12 protein-coding genes are annotated in these 15,215 nt (G+C 54.6%); 1 reads left to right on the forward strand and 11 read right to left on the reverse strand.

Going from position 1 to position 15,215, the window contains the following annotated elements:
- Window positions 1–4: 4 nt before the first annotated feature.
- The 4 genes from DI44_RS16345 to DI44_RS16330 form a co-directional block, all read right to left on the reverse strand.
- On the reverse strand, window positions 5–1,291 hold the full coding sequence (locus DI44_RS16345; protein ID WP_011232851.1) for a UDP-N-acetylglucosamine 1-carboxyvinyltransferase: 1,287 nt from the start codon (window positions 1,289–1,291) through the stop codon (window positions 5–7).
- Between the two features lie 132 nt (window positions 1,292–1,423).
- Complete coding sequence (gene fsa / locus DI44_RS16340; protein ID WP_011232852.1) at window positions 1,424–2,065, reverse strand: fructose-6-phosphate aldolase; 642 nt, start codon at window positions 2,063–2,065, stop codon at window positions 1,424–1,426.
- 75 nt (window positions 2,066–2,140) lie between these two features.
- Window positions 2,141–3,004, reverse strand: coding sequence for a class II fructose-bisphosphate aldolase (locus tag DI44_RS16335; RefSeq protein WP_011232853.1), 864 nt, complete (start codon window positions 3,002–3,004; stop codon window positions 2,141–2,143).
- Between the two features lie 208 nt (window positions 3,005–3,212).
- A complete protein-coding gene (locus tag DI44_RS16330) occupies window positions 3,213–3,575 on the reverse strand; it encodes a response regulator (protein WP_013146624.1) in 363 nt (120 codons plus the stop codon).
- Between the two features lie 123 nt (window positions 3,576–3,698).
- On the opposite strand from DI44_RS16330, the gene DI44_RS16325 reads away from it, so the two are divergent.
- Window positions 3,699–4,220: a DUF2529 domain-containing protein gene (locus DI44_RS16325; protein WP_033024477.1), complete on the forward strand. Its 522-nt coding sequence runs from the start codon at window positions 3,699–3,701 to the stop codon at window positions 4,218–4,220.
- A 180-nt stretch (window positions 4,221–4,400) separates the two neighbouring features.
- Here DI44_RS16325 and DI44_RS16320 read toward each other — a convergent pair whose 3' ends face one another.
- The 7 genes from DI44_RS16320 to DI44_RS16290 all read right to left on the reverse strand — a co-directional run bounded on the left by DI44_RS16320 (window position 4,401) and on the right by DI44_RS16290 (window position 15,145).
- Entirely contained in the window at window positions 4,401–5,996 is a 1,596-nt protein-coding gene (locus tag DI44_RS16320; protein WP_011232856.1) for a CTP synthase, read from the reverse strand.
- 160 nt (window positions 5,997–6,156) lie between these two features.
- Complete coding sequence (gene rpoE, locus DI44_RS16315) at window positions 6,157–6,714, reverse strand: DNA-directed RNA polymerase subunit delta (protein WP_011232857.1); 558 nt, start codon at window positions 6,712–6,714, stop codon at window positions 6,157–6,159.
- 388 nt (window positions 6,715–7,102) lie between these two features.
- A complete protein-coding gene (gene icmF / locus DI44_RS16310) occupies window positions 7,103–10,363 on the reverse strand; it encodes a fused isobutyryl-CoA mutase/GTPase IcmF (protein WP_011232858.1) in 3,261 nt (1,086 codons plus the stop codon).
- A gap of 17 nt (window positions 10,364–10,380) precedes the next feature.
- The gene (locus tag DI44_RS16305) at window positions 10,381–11,013 is read right to left on the reverse strand and encodes a TetR/AcrR family transcriptional regulator (RefSeq protein ID WP_011232859.1); all 633 of its coding nucleotides are present in this window, start codon (window positions 11,011–11,013) and stop codon (window positions 10,381–10,383) included.
- A 246-nt stretch (window positions 11,014–11,259) separates the two neighbouring features.
- Complete coding sequence (locus DI44_RS16300) at window positions 11,260–12,402, reverse strand: acyl-CoA dehydrogenase (RefSeq protein ID WP_011232860.1); 1,143 nt, start codon at window positions 12,400–12,402, stop codon at window positions 11,260–11,262.
- A 524-nt stretch (window positions 12,403–12,926) separates the two neighbouring features.
- Entirely contained in the window at window positions 12,927–14,060 is a 1,134-nt protein-coding gene (locus tag DI44_RS16295; protein WP_011232861.1) for an acyl-CoA dehydrogenase, read from the reverse strand.
- A 233-nt stretch (window positions 14,061–14,293) separates the two neighbouring features.
- On the reverse strand, window positions 14,294–15,145 hold the full coding sequence (locus DI44_RS16290; protein WP_011232862.1) for a 3-hydroxybutyryl-CoA dehydrogenase: 852 nt from the start codon (window positions 15,143–15,145) through the stop codon (window positions 14,294–14,296).
- Window positions 15,146–15,215 lie beyond the last annotated feature (70 nt).

The raw sequence follows: 15,215 nt of genomic DNA on the forward strand, positions 1-15,215 counted from the left end.
GACGTTACGCGTTTTTCACTTGCTCGATTTCTTCATCGGTCATTTTTTCGCGCCAAATGGTGGCGCCGATGTCAGACAGTTTTTCGACGAGGTTGCTGTAGCCGCGGTCGATATGCTCGACGCCGGTGATCTCCGTCACTCCTTCAGCCATCAGCCCGGCAATGACAAGCGCCGCCCCGGCGCGCAAATCGCTCGCCTTCACTTTCGCCCCTTGCAGTTTGACGGGGCCGGTGACGATGGCTGAGCGGCCTTCGACTTTTACATTGGCGTTCATGCGCCGCAATTCATCGACATGCTTGAAGCGGGCGCTGTAAATCGTGTCGGTGACGACGCTTGTGCCGTTGGCTTTTGTCAGCAGCGCGGTAAACGGCTGCTGCAGATCAGTTGGGAAGCCCGGATAGACGAGCGTCTTGACGTCAACCGCTTTCAAAACGTCGGTGCCGCAGACGAGAATTTGATCTTCCCCCGTCTCCACGCGCACCCCCATTTCGCGCAATTTGGCCGTCAGCGATTCAACGTGCTGCGGGATGACGTTGTCGACGACGACTTCGCCATTGGTGGCCGCGGCGGCGATCATGTACGTCCCGGCTTCGATCCGATCCGGGATGATGGCATGGCGGCAGCCCGATAATTTTTCGACGCCGTCAATGCGGATCACATCGGTGCCGGCTCCTTTGATTTTCGCGCCCATATTCGAAAGCAATGTCGCTACATCGATGATTTCCGGCTCTTTCGCCGCATTTTCGATAATCGTCCGCCCTTTGGCGCGCACCGCCGCCAGCATGATGTTGATCGTCGCGCCGACGCTGACGACGTCCAAAAAAATGCGGGCTCCGCGCAGTTCCTCCGCTCGCAAGTAAATGGCGCCCTGCTCGTTCGTTACGGTGGCTCCCAGCGCCTCAAACCCTTTGATATGCTGGTCAATCGGGCGCGGACCGAGATGACATCCGCCCGGCAAGCCGACAACCGCTCTTTTGAAGCGGCCAAGCATCGCCCCCATCAAATAGTAGGAGGCGCGCAGCTTTTTCACCTTCCCATTTGGAAGCGGCATGGACACCATATTCGTTGGGTCGATGACCGCCTCTTTGCCGTCAAACGAAAACGAGCCGCCGATTTCTTCGATCAAGCTTCCTAAAATGTGCACGTCGGAAATGTCCGGCAACCCCTCGATCGTCACCGGCGAATCGGCCAAAATCGCTGCAGGAATCAAAGCGACCGCGCTGTTTTTCGCACCGCTCACTTTGATCGTTCCCCGCAGCCGATCTCCGCCGATAATTTTCATTTTATCCATCGTCGTCTCCCTTCTTTGCTCGGAAGTTGGCTTCACCCCTGGGACGAAAAAGCAAAGCCGGGCGGGCTCATCACGTCCGGCCTGAACGCGGCAGAGCGAGCCCGCTTCACCCAAGAGGCAAACGGCTTACTTTCATTTTTGCCGATTCCAGTCGGCGAGAAACTTCTCAATTCCTTGATCGGTCAGCGGATGGTTGAACAATTGCATAAGCACCTTGTACGGAACCGTGGCAATATGCGCCCCGCGCAACGCCGCTTCTGTCACATGGTGCGGATGGCGGATCGAAGCGGCGATGATTTCCGTTTCAATGCCATGAATGTTGAAAATCTCAGCGATGGTGGAAATGAGCTCTAAACCGTTATGGCCGATGTCATCGAGGCGGCCGAGGAACGGAGAGACGTACGTCGCGCCGGCGCGTGCGGCCAAGAGCGCCTGGTTGGCGGTGAACACAAGCGTCACATTCGTTTGAATCCCTTTTTCGCTGAACGCCTTGACTGCTTTTAAGCCTTCCGGCGTCATCGGCACTTTGATCGTAATGTTCGGGGCGATTTTCGCCAGCTCTTCGCCTTCCGCGATCATGCCAGCGGCGTCGGTCGAAATGACTTCAGCGCTCACCGAACCAGAAACGATCGATGTAATTTCGCGCAACCGATCATGGAACGATACGTTCTCCTTCGCCACGAGGCTTGGGTTGGTCGTGACGCCGGCCAAAATGCCGAGTTCATGGGCGTGTTTGATTTCTTCCAAGTTGGCAGTGTCGATAAAAAATTTCATGCTGAACCCTCCTTGTTATTCGTTGCACATGCAAAGGCAGCCGCGCGGCGGCCAAACGCCGCCCGCGAAGCCGATTCATCGCGCCGCTTTTCCGGACGAGCCAAACTCGCGCATTTTGCCGATGACCGTCGCTTTGATGGCGTCGCGGCCCGGGCCGATGATTTTGCGCGGATCATAGACGTTCGGGTCTTTCGCGAGCAGTTCGCGGACGACTTTGGTAAACGCCATTTGGTTTTCGGTATTGACGTTGATTTTCGATGTGCCAAGGGAGATCGCGCGTTGAATTTGTTCGGTCGGAATGCCGGTGCCGCCGTGGAGCACAAGCGGAACGCCGGTTAAATCGCGGATTTGCTCCATTTCGGCAAATCCGAGCTTCGGCTCTCCTTTGTACGGGCCGTGCACAGAACCGAGCGCCGGGGCGAGACAGTCGACGCCTGTCCGTTTGACAAGCTCTTCGCACTCTTTCGGGTCGGCGTAAATGATCCCTTCTCCGACGACGTCGTCTTCCTGCCCGCCGACGATGCCGAGCTCCGCTTCGACCGAAACGCCGCGCGCATGAGCATATTCAACGACTTGCGAGGTGATGCGGACGTTTTCTTCAAATGGATGGTGGGAGGCGTCAATCATAACCGAGGTGAACCCGGCGTCAATCGCTGCTTTGCATTTTTCAAAGCTCGATCCATGGTCGAGATGGATGGCGACCGGAACGGTGATGTTCATGTCTTCCATTAACCCTTTGACCATATTGACGACCGTTTTGAATCCGCTCATATAGCGGGCCGCCCCTTCGGAGACGCCGAGAATGACCGGCGATTTTTCCTCTTCGGCCGCCGCTAAAATGGCTTGTGTCCATTCCAAGTTGTTAATGTTAAATTGACCGACCGCGTATTTGCCGCGCAGCGCCTCGTTGAGCATCTCTTTCATCGATACTAACGGCATGGTTCCATCCTCCTTAGCTGATCGTCGTCTTTGTCGCCCTGGCGGTGACTGGGTCCACAGGCGCAAAATCCATCTACGTTATAAGCATACCAACTTGCCGGCAAAACGGCAACATTTCCACCCTTTATTCTCCTAAAGACGACAGCGTCATCAATGTCCACCGATGCGCTTTCTTTGCCAAAGGAAAGCCGCTCGTCGATGGCGCTGTCTAGGCGGTAATGTATTTTTTGACGGCAACGCGCAAATCGTCAATATCAAACGGCTTGGCAAAATGCATCAGCGCCCCGAGCTCTTTCGTTTCTTGAATCATATCGAGCTCCCCGTAGGCGGTCATGATGATCACCTTAATATCCGGATCAATCTCTTTCAACCGTTTTAAAATTTCAATGCCGTCCATGCCAGGAATCTTCATATCAAGAAGCACAAGATCGGGGTGATGTTTGCGGGCGATTTCGAGCGCCTGCATGCCGTTGGCGGCCTGATACGTTACATACCCCTCCCGCTGAAACACTTCGTTGAGCAAAATGCGGATGCCATACTGGTCGTCGACAATCAAAATTTTGTTTCCCACAGTTATGCACCTCTATTCCCTGTTTTCTCCCTATTAATGTTTCGCATTTGGCAAACCCTTTTCCTGCTTGCTTTTCTTGTTGTTTGCCGATTTTGTATAATAGCGGCGAAGGGAGGCCGAACCGTGAAAATTTTAACGACGCAAACGATCGGATTGTTGCAAAAAATCGCCGCGGATGAAGAGCTGGCGCTCGAAGACGGGGCGCGTCTGCTCGCTCAGGCCGCCATCGGTGATGGACGCATTTGGCTGTATGGCATAGGTGAACTCGATGCGGTCGTCACCGCTGCGCTTCTTGGCCCCGATCCGCTGCCGAAAGCCAAACGGCTTGAGCCGACAGCAACCGATGACTGGCAGGAAACGGACCGAGCGCTTCTATTTGCCCGCTTTTCCGCCGATCCTGAGGCCATTCGCCTCGTCGAACAGCTGCAGGTGCACGGCGTCGATGCAGTGGCCGTCGCGGCGCTCGTCAAGGATGAACCCGGACTGGCCGATATGGCCACCGTCTTTATCGACAGCAAACTTTCCCGCCCGCTCGTGCCGACCGAAGACGGCCGCCGCATCGGCATGCCGACGATCATCACCGCTTCATTCATCTACTACGGACTGCGCGTTTTGCTCGATGAAATTTTGGCGGAATATGAATAACAGCCGCCATGAAAGCGAGCGCTCTCCGACCGGCCAAAGGCAAAGAGGTATAGAAACCGCCCAAAAAACGGCGCCTGATCAATGGGCATCGTGCTTGACAAGATGAAAAATATCCAAAAAAGAAAGGGGGCTGAACCCAAAAGGCCGTTCTACGGCTTTTTTGGGACAGCCCCTTTTTCGTCACTCTTTCAGCGACGCTCTGACAAACTCGCGGAACAGCGGCTGCGGCCGCGTCGGGCGCGAGGTGAATTCCGGATGGAATTGCGCGGCGACGAACCACGGATGATCCTTGAGTTCGATCACTTCAACCAACCGTCCGTCCGGACTCGTGCCGGAAAAGACGAAGCCGTGCTCTTCCATGATCGGCCGGTATTGGTTGTTGAATTCGTACCGATGGCGATGGCGCTCGTAAATGACTTCATCGCCGTAGGCGGCGTAGGCAAGCGTCCCTTCCTGCAGCTTGCACGGATACAAGCCGAGGCGGAGCGTGCCGCCTAAATCTTCGACATCCTTCTGCTCCGGAAGCAAGTCGATGATCGGATGCGGCGTGTTCGGGTCAAACTCGGACGAATGGGCGCCGGACAACCCGACAACATGGCGAGCAAATTCAATCGAGGCGAGCTGCATTCCTAAGCAAATGCCCAAAAACGGCACGCGCTGCTCGCGGGCGTAGCGGATCGCCTCAATCTTCCCTTCGACCCCGCGGTCGCCGAACCCGCCCGGAACCAAAATGCCGTCCGCATCTTTCAACAGGTCGGCTACATTGTCACGCGTCACATGCTCAGCATTGATCCACTGAATATCAATGTCGGTGTCAAACGCATACCCCGCATGACGGAGCGCCTCAACAACAGAAATATAGGCGTCCGGAAGCTCGACGTATTTGCCAACCAAAGCGATTTTCGTCGTTTTCGATAAGTTGCGCACTTTCTCGACGAGCGCCTTCCATTCGGTCATATCCGCTTCGCGGCAGTTGAGGCGCAAATGTTCGCACACGATTTGGTCCAGTTTTTGTTCTTGAAGCATAAGCGGGACCGCATACAGCGTGTCGGCATCGCGCGCCTCGATGACCGCTTTCGGATCGATGTCGCAAAAGAGGGCGATTTTCTCTTTCATTTCCTGCGGCATCGGCATTTCCGTGCGCACGACGATGACGTTCGGCTGAATGCCGAGGCTGCGCAATTCTTTCACGCTGTGCTGCGTCGGCTTCGTTTTCATTTCCCCAGCCGCCTTGATGTACGGCACGAGCGTGCAGTGGATGTACATGACGTTTTCTCGTCCAACATCGCTTTTGATTTGGCGGATCGCTTCTAAAAACGGAAGCGATTCAATATCGCCGACCGTGCCGCCGATCTCCGTAATGACGACATCGGCGTTCGTCTCTCTTCCGGCCCGGAAGACGCGCTCTTTAATTTCGTTGGTAATGTGCGGAATGACTTGCACCGTGCCGCCTAGGTAATCGCCGCGGCGCTCTTTGCGGATGACGGCGGAATAAATTTTTCCTGTCGTCACGTTGCTGTATTTGTTTAAATTAATATCGATGAACCGTTCATAATGCCCTAAATCCAAATCCGTCTCTGCACCGTCGTCCGTGACGAACACCTCGCCGTGCTGATACGGGCTCATCGTCCCTGGGTCGACGTTAATGTACGGGTCAAACTTTTGGATCGTCACGTTCAACCCGCGGTTTTTCAACAAACGTCCAAGCGAAGCCGCCGTAATCCCTTTCCCGAGTGAGGAAACAACGCCGCCCGTCACAAAAATGTATTTCGTCATTTTGTCTTCCCCCTTGCCGAAATTGCGGTAACAGTTTCAGTGTTTGCGAAAGGCGCAAATAAAAAACGCTCCGCTTACCGTACGTAAGGGAGCGATCGATTTGTTCGTTTTCAAGAGCCCAACACACATTGTACCGGGTTCCCCTGGCAAAGTCAAGCGGTTATTCGTCTTCGTCCGGCTCTTCGAGATCAAGCTCTTCATCAAGCGGCGCATCGTCCAGCTCAAACTCTTCATCGCCGAGAATGTCATCGTCAAACGCGACGTCTTCGTCCAGATCGAATTCTTCATCTTCCAAGAGCTCGTCTTCATCAAGCTCGAGCTCTTCCCCATCATATTCATCCAAATCGTCGTAATCGAGATCTTCATCTTCAAGCAACTCATCGTATTCATCGTATTCATCGTCAAGCGCTTTTTTCTTCTTCTTCGGCTTGACGATCGTCACCGTTTCGTCTTCTGTCTGGTCAAACGGATACCATGCGCGCAATCCCCAGACGTTTTCCCCAACGCAAATAAACCGGCCGTCGATGTTTAAATCGGTGTAATATTGGGCCAGCCGCGCCTCCATCTCTTCTTCCGATATGCCGGCCAGCGCTGCTGCTTCACGAACGAGTTGATCAAACGGCAGCGCCTCCCGCTTGTCAAGCAAAATGAGGTTCGCCAGCTCGACGAACGACATCTCCTGCAATTCCTCCGGCGAGTATTGCTGCTGCAGGCTCAAGTTCAGCACTCCCCTTCTATATTAATGAAACAAATGAATGCAAGTGGAATACATACCATTCATTATAAACAAATTGTCGGGGTTTATGCTACCCATTTGCCGAAAAAAGCAAAGGAGGGCAGCCCTGCGGCGAGGGCGGCCCTCCTTCCGATTCCGACATATCCGTTGTCACAATCACCTTTGTTCACACCGCTCCACTTTTTCCTTACGAAGCCCATTCGTCTTGATCTTTTGGCCCAATCCGCGTTCCGTTCGTTTCGCCTCCGGCGGGCCAGTACGCCAACAGCCGCTGCCCATCATTCTACCGATCTGCTAAAGTTCAACGGGCCGTTGTCCATTGTGATCAAGGGCGCCCATCGAAAGCAGAAAACAACGAAACTCCCTCGAATTACATATTCCGCCGGTATTGTCCGCCGACTTCGTACAAGGCGCGGGTGATTTGTCCAAGGCTGGCGACTTTCACCGTTTCCATCAATTCTTCGAAAATGTTGCCGCCGCTTGTCGCCACTTGCTTCAGCCGTTCGAGCGCCGGGCCGGCTTTGTCTTTGTTCCGCTCTTGGAATTCGCGCAAGTTGCGGATTTGCGTCTCTTTTTCTTCATACGTCGCCCGGGCGAGCTGGATGTTGTTCAGTTCGTCCTCTGACGGCGGATTCGGGTTCAAGAACGTGTTGACGCCGATGATCGGCAGTTCGCCGGTATGTTTTTTCGTTTCATAGTAAAGTGATTCGTCTTGAATTTTGCCGCGCTGGTATTGCATCTCCATCGCCCCGAGCACGCCGCCGCGGTCGTTGAGCCGTTCAAACTCTTGCAACACCGCTTCTTCAACCAAATCGGTCAGCTCTTCAATGATGAACGACCCTTGGAGCGGGTTTTCGTTTTTGGTCAGGCCAAACTCTTTCGTGATAATGAGTTGGATCGCCATCGCCCGACGGACCGACTCTTCGGTCGGTGTCGTGATCGCTTCGTCATAGGCATTCGTATGCAGCGAGTTGCAGTTGTCATAAATCGCCAGAAGCGCCTGCAGCGTCGTGCGGATGTCGTTGAAATCGATCTCCTGCGCGTGCAATGAACGGCCGGACGTTTGGATATGGTATTTCAGTTTCTGGCTCCGTTCGTTGGCGCCGTATTTTTCGCGCATGACGATCGCCCAAATGCGGCGGGCGACGCGGCCGATGACCGAATACTCCGGATCGAGGCCGTTGCTGAAGAAAAACGACAAGTTCGGCGCAAAATCGTCAATGTGCATGCCGCGACTCAAGTAATACTCGACATACGTAAAGCCGTTCGCAAGCGTAAACGCCAGCTGCGTGATCGGGTTCGCCCCCGCCTCGGCGATATGGTAGCCGGAGATCGACACCGAGTAGTAGTTGCGGACGCGGTGCTTGATGAAATACTCTTGAATGTCGCCCATCATTTTTAAGGCGAAATCGGTCGAGAAAATGCACGTGTTTTGCCCTTGGTCTTCCTTCAAAATATCGGCTTGAACCGTGCCGCGCACCGTTTGCAGCGTCCATTCCTTCACTTGTTCGTACTCTTCCGGCGTGAGCGGGCGGCCAAGCTCGGCTTCCTTTTTCTCGACTTGCTGGTCAATCGCCGTATTCATAAACATCGCCAGCAAAATCGGAGCCGGACCGTTGATCGTCATCGACACGGATGTGAGCGGGTCGCACAAGTCAAACCCTTTGTACAGCTTTTTCATATCATCAAGTGTACAGACGCTGACACCGCTTTCCCCGACTTTGCCGAAAATGTCCGGCCGGTAGTCCGGGTCTTCGCCATAGAGCGTCACGGAGTCGAACGCGGTGCTGAGCCGCTTCGCCTTGTCTTCTTTGCACAAGTAATGGAAGCGGCGGTTCGTGCGCTCCGGCGTCCCTTCGCCGGCAAACTGCCGTTTCGGGTCTTCGCCTTGGCGCTTGAACGGAAAGACGCCGGCCGTATACGGGAACGAGCCAGGGACATTTTCTTTATACACCCAGCGCAAAATCTCTCCGTAGTCTTTGAATTTCGGCAAGACGACTTTCGGAATGTCCAAACCGGACAACGTTTTCGTCGTCAGTTCGGTGACAATTTCTTTGTCTCGCACTTTCGTAACAAATTGTTTTGCCGCATATTTCGCTTTCGTTTCTTCCCATGTCGCCAAAATGCGCTTCGATTCCGGCGTCAATTTCGCCTCATAATCCGCTTTGAGCGTCTCGAGCGCGCGGATCACGTCTTCCGCTTCGCCCCGTTCCTTCGCCGCTTCGATGGCCCCTTCAATTTGGAACAGGCGTCTTGCCACTTCGACTTGCTGCTCGGCGCGGCGGTGGTACGAGCGGACCGTTTCCGCGATTTCACGCAAATAGTAGCGGCGCTCGTTCGGGATGATGACATTATGCTTTTCGACATTGGCGACCGTTTTTAAGCTTGTTTTCCAATTCGTTCCTGCTTTTTTATTGATCGTATCCACAAGCGCGACAAAGAGCGTATTCGTGCCTGGGTCGTTAAACTGGCTGGCGATCGTGCCGTACACCGGCATTTCCGAAACATCGCGGTCAAACAGCTGGTGGCTGCGCTGATATTGTTTTTGCACTTGCCGTTTTGCGTCTTCTGACCCTTTGCGCTCGAATTTATTAATGACAATCAAATCGGCATAATCGATCATGTCGATTTTCTCAAGCTGCGTCGGCGCGCCGAACTCGCTTGTCATGACGTACATCGACACGTCGCACACTTCGGTAATGGCGGCGTCGCCTTGGCCGATCCCGCTCGTTTCAATGATGACAAGATCAAATCCGGCCGCTTTGACAACCGAAATGGCGTCGCGAATCGCCGGCGACAGTTCCGTGCGGGAATGGCGCGTCGCCAAGCTTCTCATGTAAACGCGCGGCGAGTTGATCGAGTTCATCCGGATGCGGTCGCCCAACAGCGCCCCGCCCGTTTTTTGCTTCGTCGGGTCGACTGACAAGATCGCGATTTTGATATCAGGAATTTCGTTTAAAAAGCGGCGGACGAGCTCATCGGTGAGCGAGCTTTTCCCAGCTCCGCCTGTGCCGGTGATGCCGAGCACCGGCACGCGCTTCTCGAGCGCCTTCACTTGTTCAATGGCGGCTTCCGCCGCCGCGGCCGCCTCTTTGTTTTCCCCCTCGGCGCGATATTCGCACAGCGTGATGAGCCGGGCGATCGCCTGCACATCGCCGGACGGAAGCCGCTCCAGTTCATCGGTCACCACCGTCACGGTCGGAAAATCGCACTCTTCAAGCATGACGTTGATCATCCCTTGCAAGCCGAGGCGTCGGCCGTCTTCCGGCGAGAAAATGCGGGCGATGCCATATTCGTGCAGCTCTTTGATTTCCCGCGGGATGATGACGCCGCCCCCGCCGCCGTAAATGCGGATATGGGACGCCCCCCGCTCTTGGAGCAGGTCGTACATATATTTAAAAAATTCCATATGCCCGCCTTGATACGAGGAGACGGCAATGCCTTGCACATCTTCCTGAATGGCGGCATTGACGATTTCCTCCACCGATCGGTTATGGCCTAAATGGATGACCTCGGCGCCGCTCGCCTGCAAAATGCGGCGCATAATGTTGATTGAGGCGTCATGGCCGTCAAACAAGCTCGATGCAGTCACAAAGCGGACGTGATGCTTCGGACGGTAAATGTGCGCCATCGTTTCTTCTCCCCCTTTTAGACTCGCTGTTTCTCCATAATCCCCTTTAATAAAAACTCGGTTTGCAGTTCGATATATTCATCGAGTGTATACATTTTCCGCAGCACCCAACGGCGGAACGCCCACATTTGCCCAAGAACGACGATGTTGTGGGCGAACAGGCGGATTTCGCTTTCAGAAAGCTGCAGCGCCCCGCTCTCAACGCATGCGCGCAAAATATGTTCGAAAATCGCCGCCATATCGAGTTCTTTATTCAACACATACGGCAGCGATTCTTTGCTTAGCGCTTTCACTTCTTGATACATGACGAGCACTTCATCATCGAGTTCATCAACAACGCGGAAATAGTGGGCAATGGCGCGCCTTAACCCTTCGATCGTGCCATGGTGGGCACCGAGGTCTTGTTCCGTCCGCTCCCGCACTTCGTCGTAAATGCGGTCGCACACGAGATAGAGGACGTCTTCTTTCTTGCGGATGTACTCGTACAACGTGCCGATGCTGAAGCCGGACGCTTTGGCGATCTCCCTTGTCGTCGTTTGGTGGAAACCTTTTTGTTTAAACAAGGAAATCGCGCCTTTGATCATCTCATTGCGCCGTTTTTTCACGAGCTTTTCGTCTTTGACCGATGCAATCACTTCCCGTTTTTTCATGTTCGTTGTCTCTCCCCCATTCCCATTTGACGGCGGGGCGCCGCCCCGCCCCATGCCTATCCGTGCGCCCTTCCCCAAAGCGCCAAGCCGCCGTTCAGATCCAAAACCATTGAAATGACGCACAATGTTTCAATCGCGCGCCAACACGAATGAGTGGACGCGCAGTGTTTAATTGTGTGTCAACACGAATGAGTGGACGCGCAGTGTTTAATTGTGTGTCAACACGAATGAGTGGACACGCAATGTTTAATTGCGTGTCAACATGCGCGAAATGACAAGGCGTTGGATTTCTTGCGTTCCTTCGTAAATTTGCGTAATCTTCGCGTCGCGCATAAACCGCTCGACCGGGTAGTCCTTCGTGTAGCCGTTGCCGCCGAAAATTTGCACCGCCTCGACCGTCACTTTCATCGCCGTGTCGCCGGCAAACAGTTTCGCCATGGCGGATGCTTTGCCGTACGGCAAGCCATTCGACTCCAACCATGCCGCTTGATAGGTCAAGAGCCGCGCCGCTTCAATGGCCGTCGCCATGTCAGCGAGCTTGAAAGCGACCCCTTGCTGCTCGATGATCGGTTTGCCGAACTGGACGCGCTGTTTCGCATAGTCCACCGCCGCATCCAGCGCGCCCTGGGCAATGCCGACCGCTTGGGCGGCGATGCCGTTGCGGCCGCCATCGAGCGTCATCATGGCGATTTTAAACCCTTCTCCTTCTTGACCGAGCAAGTTTTCTTTCGGAATGCGGCAGTCTTCAAAAATGAGCTCCGTCGTCGGCGACGAACGAATGCCGAGTTTCTTTTCCTTTTTGCCGAACGAAAAGCCCGGCGTTCCTTTTTCCACGATAAAGGCGCTGATCCCTTTATGCCGCTTTTCCGGATCGGTGACGGCAAATACGACGTAAATTTCCGCTTCGCCGCCGTTGGTGATCCATACTTTCGAGCCGTTTAAAATGTAGTGGTCCCCGTCTTTTACCGCACGCGTTTTCATCGAGGCGACATCCGACCCCGCCCCCGGCTCGGACAGAGCGTATGCCCCCAGTTTTTCCCCAGTCGCTAAGGCGCGCAAATACTTTTGCTTTTGTTCTTCGTTGCCGAACTTGTAAATCGGCCAGCTGGCGAGCGATATATGCGCGGAAAGCGTCACCCCGGTCGAGGCGCAGACGCGCGACAGCTCCTCAACGGCAATGACATAGGCCAAATAATCGCTGCCAATGCCGCCGTATTCTTCCGGCCACGGAATGCCTGTTAAACCGAGTTCAGCCATTTTGTTGAAAATGCCGCGGTCAAACCGCTCTTCTTCGTCGCGCTCAGCGGCAGTCGGCGCTACCTCATTTTCGGCAAATTCGCGCACCATTTTTCGCAGCATTTCATGTTCTTCGCTCAATCGAAAGTTCATCGTTTCATTCCCCCGTTTTCCTATATATCCGAAATCCTCGTCCCCCGTGCCAGCGTGATCACCGTTTTCCAAAAACAGACAATGAATCGTTGTGCCGCGACGTTGCCATCCAGTTCGCCGCCCATTCCGGGTTTTCCAAAGACAGACAACGAATCGTTGTTGGGAAAAGAGAATAGGATCGCTCCGGCTGCACAACAAAACGCAGCAAATGACAGAGCCCCGTGTTTATGCCTCCATCCCTGAAAGCGGCGTTGTTCAGCCTTCCGAAGACCCGACGGTTTGCGGCTCATTCCACCATTTCATTCGGTTGCCAATCATGAGCTGACTGAACACAAGCTTTTCTGCCTCTTCCCTCGAACAAGAACGCCGACGGGCAAATGCCATTTGCCCGCAAAACGTTCATTGTTCGAGGAGGGCATGCTGTCGCATGCCCAGTCGGCAAGCGAACGGCTTGCCGACTACGGCAGAAAAGCTAGGAACAGAGCCTTCTCATCTGGTTTGGATTGGTTCATCAACATGCCTGGTTACAAATGTTTGCTGATGACGATGCGCTGAATTTCGCTCGTTCCTTCGTAAATTTGCGTAATTTTCGCGTCACGGAACAGCCGCTCGACCGGGTAGTCTTTCGTGTAGCCGTTGCCGCCGAAAATTTGCACCGCCTCGATGGCATTGTCCATCGCTGTTTGTGAAGCGAAGAGCTTCGCCATCGACGCCTCTTTTCCGCACGGCAGCCCTTGCGCGCGCAGCCAAGCGGCGCGATAGACGAGCCATTTCGCCGCTTCCGCCGCCGTCGCCATATCGGCAAGCTTGAAAGCGACGCCTTGCTGCTCAATGATCGGTTTGCCAAACTGCACCCGCTCTTTCGCGTAGGCGACGGCATGTTCGACTGCCGCCTCCGCGATGCCGAGCGCTTGGGCGGCGATGCCAATCCGACCGACGTCAAGGTTGGCCATCGCGATTTTAAATCCTTCCCCTTCCTGACCGAGCAAGTTTTCCGCCGGCACTTCGGCGTCTTCAAACGTAATGGTCACCGTCCGCGACCCGTGCAGCCCCATCTTCTTCTCATCTTTGCCAATCGACATCCCTGGCGTCCCTTTTTCCACAATGAACGCGGAAATGCCGCGGCTTCCGGCTTCTTCCGGATTCGTGCGGGCGAAGACGATGTACGTATCTGCCTCCCCGCCGTTGGTGATGAATATTTTTGAGCCGTTTAGCACATAACGATCTCCACGGCGCACCGCTTTCGTCTTCAAGCTTTTCGCATCCGAGCCGGCGCTCGGTTCAGTAAGGCAAAACGCCCCCAAGTACTCACCTCGGGCGAGCTTTGTCACGTATTTTTGTTTCTGTTCTTCGGTGCCGAAATACAAGATCGGATTCGTGCCGACCGACGTGTGCACTGATAAGATGACACCGACGGTCGGGCTCACTTTAGAAATTTCATGAATGGCGATGATGTACGAAACAAAGTCCATACCCGCGCCGCCATATTGCTCCGGGACAGTGATGCCCATTAGGCCGAGTTCGGCCATTTTCGCTAAAATCGGGCGCGGAAACTCCCCTTGTTCCATGCGCTCGACAAATGGGGCGATCTCCGCCGCGGCGAACTCGCGCACCATTTGCCGCATCATTTCCTGCTCTTCGGTGAAGCGAAATTCCATGAAATGGCCTCCTTCCGATGTCGCTGACACAATGGTGTTTTCAGGCGCTCCTCCGCTCCATGGGGCAGCCAGCAGGCAACTGAACGATTCTATAGATTTGCCTTATAGGCTGTAAAACAGCGTTCCCGCATGCACCTAACGTGCGGCGTTACGGTCGGCAGACAGCATAGCGGGCGCCGCCCCACGCACATTGCGGCACGCTTCGGCGTTGTCCTGGAGCGACGCCAAGCGGTTTATTCATACGTGTAAAATCCGCGGCCCGTCTTGCGGCCGAGCCAGCCGGCTTTCACATATTTGCGCAAGAGCGGGCATGGGCGGTATTTGTCATCGCCGAACCCCTCATGAAGCGTTTCCATAATGTATAAGCACGTATCGAGCCCGATAAAATCAGCGAGCGTCAGCGGACCCATCGGATGGTTCATGCCGAGCTTCATCACTTCATCGATGGCTTCTTTGGTCGCCACCCCTTCGTATAAGGCGTAAATCGCTTCGTTGATCATCGGCATGAGAACGCGGTTCGAAATAAAGCCCGGAAAGTCGTTCACTTCGACCGGCACTTTGCCGAGCTTGCGGGCAACGGCTTCGATCGTTTCATACACGTCATCAGCCGTCGCCAATCCGCGGATAATTTCGACGAGCTTCATCACCGGCACCGGGTTCATAAAGTGCATGCCGATCACTTTCTCTGGCCGTTTCGTCGCGGCGGCAATTTCCGTAATCGGCAGCGACGACGTGTTCGACGCTAAAATCGTCTCCGGGCGGGCGAGCGCATCGAGCTCGGCGAACAGCTTTGTTTTCACGTCCATGTTTTCGACGACCGCTTCAATGACAAGATCCGCTTCAGCGGCGGCATGCAAGTCGGTCGAGCGGGCAAGCCGCGCGAGCGCTGCGTCTTTGTCCACCGCTGTCATTTTCCCTTTTTCCACTTGGCGGGCGAGCCCTTTTTCGATGTTGGCGATTCCTTTGTCCAACTGCGCTTCGCTAATGTCGTACAAAAACACTTGATAGCCGGCGACGGCGCACACTTGAGCGATTCCTGACCCCATCTGTCCGGCGCCGACGACCATGATTGTTTTCACATCCATCTTCTGTTCCCCCTATCGTCCGCTTTGCGTTTCCTGTTCCGCGCTCAAACTCATATGCCTCACTGCCGCC

Origin of the sequence: Geobacillus sp. CAMR5420 (assembly GCF_000691465.1) — a bacterium.
Lineage (GTDB): Bacteria > Bacillota > Bacilli > Bacillales > Anoxybacillaceae > Geobacillus > Geobacillus thermoleovorans.